Genomic DNA, 3138 nt, shown 5'->3' on the forward strand with positions numbered 1-3138 from the left:
GGTGCTGCGCGGCGGCGAGCGGGTGGCGATGCTGGTCGGGCAGGGCGCGCTGGGCGCCGAGGACGAGGTACGCCGGATCGCCGACCGGCTCGGCGCCGGGGTCGCCACCGCGCTGCTCGGCTTCACCGCCGTCGACCACCGGCAGCCCTGGGTGACCGGCGCGATCGGCCTGCTCGGCAGCCGCCCCAGCTGGCAACTCATGCGCGAGTGCGACCGGCTGCTGATCGTCGGCAGCCAGATGCCGTACTCGGAGTTCTACCCGCCGGAGGGGCAGGCCCGGGCGGTGCAGATCGACATCGACGGCACCCGGATGGGGCTGCGCTACCCGACCGAGGTGAACCTGACCGGCGACGCCGGGCCCACGCTGCGCGCCCTGCTCAGGGAGCTGGGCCCGGGGCCGGGCCCGACCGCCTGGCGGGCCACGATCGCCGACGCCACCGGCAAGTGGCGGGCCGCGCAGCGCGAGGTGGCCGCCCAGCCGGCCGAGCCGGTGAACCCGCAGTCGCTGTTCGCCACGCTCGACGACGCGCTGCCAGGCGACGCCATGCTCGCCGTGGACTGCGGTACCGCCACCGCCTGGTACGCCCGCCACGTACGGGTCCGCCCCGGCATGCTGGCCAGCCTCTCCGGCACGCTGCTGTCCATGGGCGGCGGGATGCCGTACGCGCTGGCGGCGAAGTTCGCCCACCCGGACCGCCCGGTGATCGCGCTGCTCGGCGACGGGGCGATGCAGATGAACGGCGTCAACGAGCTGATCACTGTGGCGAAGTACTGGCGGGAGTGGTCCGACCCCCGGTTCGTGGTGCTCGTGCTCAACAACCGTGACCTCGCGTTCGTCAGCTGGGAGCAGCGCTCCGGCGAGGGCACACCGATGTTCCCGGACAGCCAGGACCTGCCGGACGTGGCGTACCACAGGTGGGCGGAGGTGCTGGGGCTCGGCGGCGAGCTTGTCGACTCCCCCGGCCGGGTGGACGGCCTGTGGCAGCGGGTGCTCGACGCGGACCGGCCGGTGGTGGTCAACGCGGTGGTGGACCCGGCCGAGCTGATGCTGCCGCCGCACTTCACCGCCGAGCAGGCCCGCAAGACCGCCGCGGCGGTGCTGCGCGGGGACAGCGACCGGGCCGGCATCGTGCGCCGCGGCGTACCGGCCGCGCTCGCCACGTACCGGCCCCGCCGCCGGGGCCGCTGAGGCGTCAGGCCCGCGCGTAGCGCAGCAGCACCGACCGCCCGTCGAACTGACGCGTCTCGACCAGCCGCAGGTGCTGGCGGGCCAGGTCGGGCAGCACCTGCCGTCCGCCGCCGAGCACCACCGGGTGCACGATCACCTCGTAGGTGTCGACGAGCCCCAGCGCGGCCAGCGCCGTCGCCGCGCCGGTGCCGCCGGTGACCAGCAGGTCGCCGGGGAACCGCTCGCGGACCTCGGCGAACTCCTTCGCCAGGTCGCCGCCGCCGACCACCACGGCGCCGTGGGGAGCCTCGGCGAGCGTGCGGGAGACCACGATCTTCGGGGTACGCCGCCAGATCGGCGCGAACGCCAGGTCGTGCGGGTGGTCGGAGATCGACTCGACCTGCGGCCAGTAGGCGGCCATCATCTCCCACACCCGCCGCCCGTAGACGAAGGCGGAGGCCCGCTCGGCCAGGTCGATCGAGTACGCGGACAGCTCCTCCCCCATCTGCGGCCAGTCGAACTCGCCGTTCGGCCCCTCGATGAAGCCGTCGACGGACGTGTGCACCCCGTAGCTGACAGTGCCCATGATGTGTTCCTCCGCGTTGCGGCGCGTCCCGGTCGGGTGCGCTCGACGGTGGGTCGGAGCCGCCCGGCCGGATCCGACAACCCGGCCCCGACGACTCCCGGCCAGGCTACGGTCCGGCCAGCCGCCGCTCGATCTGATCCGCCGTGGCGGTGGCCCCGATCCGGGCGGCCACCTCGTGGGCGCGTCGCCAGACGTCCCGGGCCGCCTCGGCCCCGGTCAGCCGCTCCACCGCCCGGGCCAGGTCCATCAGGGCCTCCAGCTGCAGCGGCGGGCTGGCCGTCAGGTCGTCGGCCGCCTGTTCGAGCAGGACCCGCGCCCGCGCCGGGTCGCCCGACATCAGGCTGATCCGTCCCTGGGCGTACCGGGCGTAGGCCAGGTAGGCGGCGACCCGCATCTCGCGGGCCTGCTCCAGGGCGGTGTCGGCGTATCCGGCCGCCTCGCCCAGCCGGCCGTGCCCCGCGAGCATCGCGGCGACCTCGCTGAGCAGCGCCACCTCACCGAGCCGGTCACCGTGCCGCCGGACCAGTTCCAGGGCCTCCAGGTACGCCGCCCGGGCCTCGTCCACCGCGCCACGGTGGTCGTGCCAGCGGCCCGACGCGCGCAGTCCGAACGCGAGCGGCCGGGGCGTGCCGGCGGCCCGCAGCAGCGCGACGGCCCGGGCGAGCGTCTCCCCGGCGGCCGGATCGCCTTCCTGGAACTGGAGGACGCCCAGCCGGGCGAGTTTCGGTCCGGCGGCCACCTCGTCGCCGGCCTCCTGGTACAGCTCGATGGAGCGGACCAGGCTGGCGCGTGCCGCCGGACGGTCCCCCAGTCCCTCGTACACCTGGTTCTCGACCCCGGCGATGTCGGCCCGCAGCCAGGGTTGGGCGAGCGGCTCGGCCGCCGCCGCGGCGGCCTGCGCGTGGCCGAGCGCGGCCTCCAGGTCGCTGCGCAGCAGGGCCGCGAACGCCACGCAGAGCCGGAGCCGGGCGATCCCCTCGGGGTGCCGCCGGCGCTCGGCGGCCGCCAGCCCGGTCTCGGTGACCCGGGTCAGCTCGTCCAGCCGGGCGTCGACGAACAGGTAGTAGTCGCAGTGCCAGGCCAGCGCCCAGGAGTAGTCCTCCAGGCCGGGCGTCGCGGCGGCCTGCTCGACGCTGTCCAGCAGGGCGGCCCGTTCGGCGCTGAACCAGCGCTTCGGGTCGCTCAGGTGCTCGCCGGTGGGCGCCGGTGACCTCGGCAGGTCGGCGACGATGGCGGCGCCGCCCTCGTGACTCAGCGCCACCCGGGCCTGCTCGACCAGCGTCAGCCAGGTGCCGAAGACACGCCGCAGCACCTCCGGCCGTTCCCGCGGCCCCTCCTCCCGCGCGGCGCGTTCCCGGGCGAAGGCGCGGACCAGATCGTGGAG

Annotated in this window: 3 protein-coding genes; 1 reads left to right on the plus strand and 2 read right to left on the minus strand. The window is 75.6% G+C overall.

Going from position 1 to position 3138, the window contains the following annotated elements:
* Window positions 1-1189, plus strand: a 1189-nt coding sequence (locus KBX39_RS27375; RefSeq protein WP_247660660.1) for a thiamine pyrophosphate-dependent enzyme, incomplete at its 5' end; no start/stop codon positions are given.
* 4 nt (window positions 1190-1193) lie between these two features.
* Here the strand turns inward: KBX39_RS27375 and KBX39_RS27380 are convergent.
* Complete coding sequence (locus KBX39_RS27380) at window positions 1194-1754, minus strand: dihydrofolate reductase family protein (RefSeq protein WP_210873238.1); 561 nt, start codon at window positions 1752-1754, stop codon at window positions 1194-1196.
* A gap of 106 nt (window positions 1755-1860) precedes the next feature.
* Window positions 1861-3138: hypothetical protein (locus KBX39_RS27385; protein WP_210873240.1), on the minus strand; the 1278-nt coding region annotated here is incomplete at its 5' end.

The sequence above is a fragment of the Micromonospora sp. D75 genome (assembly GCF_018070405.1).
GTDB classification, from domain to species: domain Bacteria; phylum Actinomycetota; class Actinomycetes; order Mycobacteriales; family Micromonosporaceae; genus Micromonospora; species Micromonospora chalcea.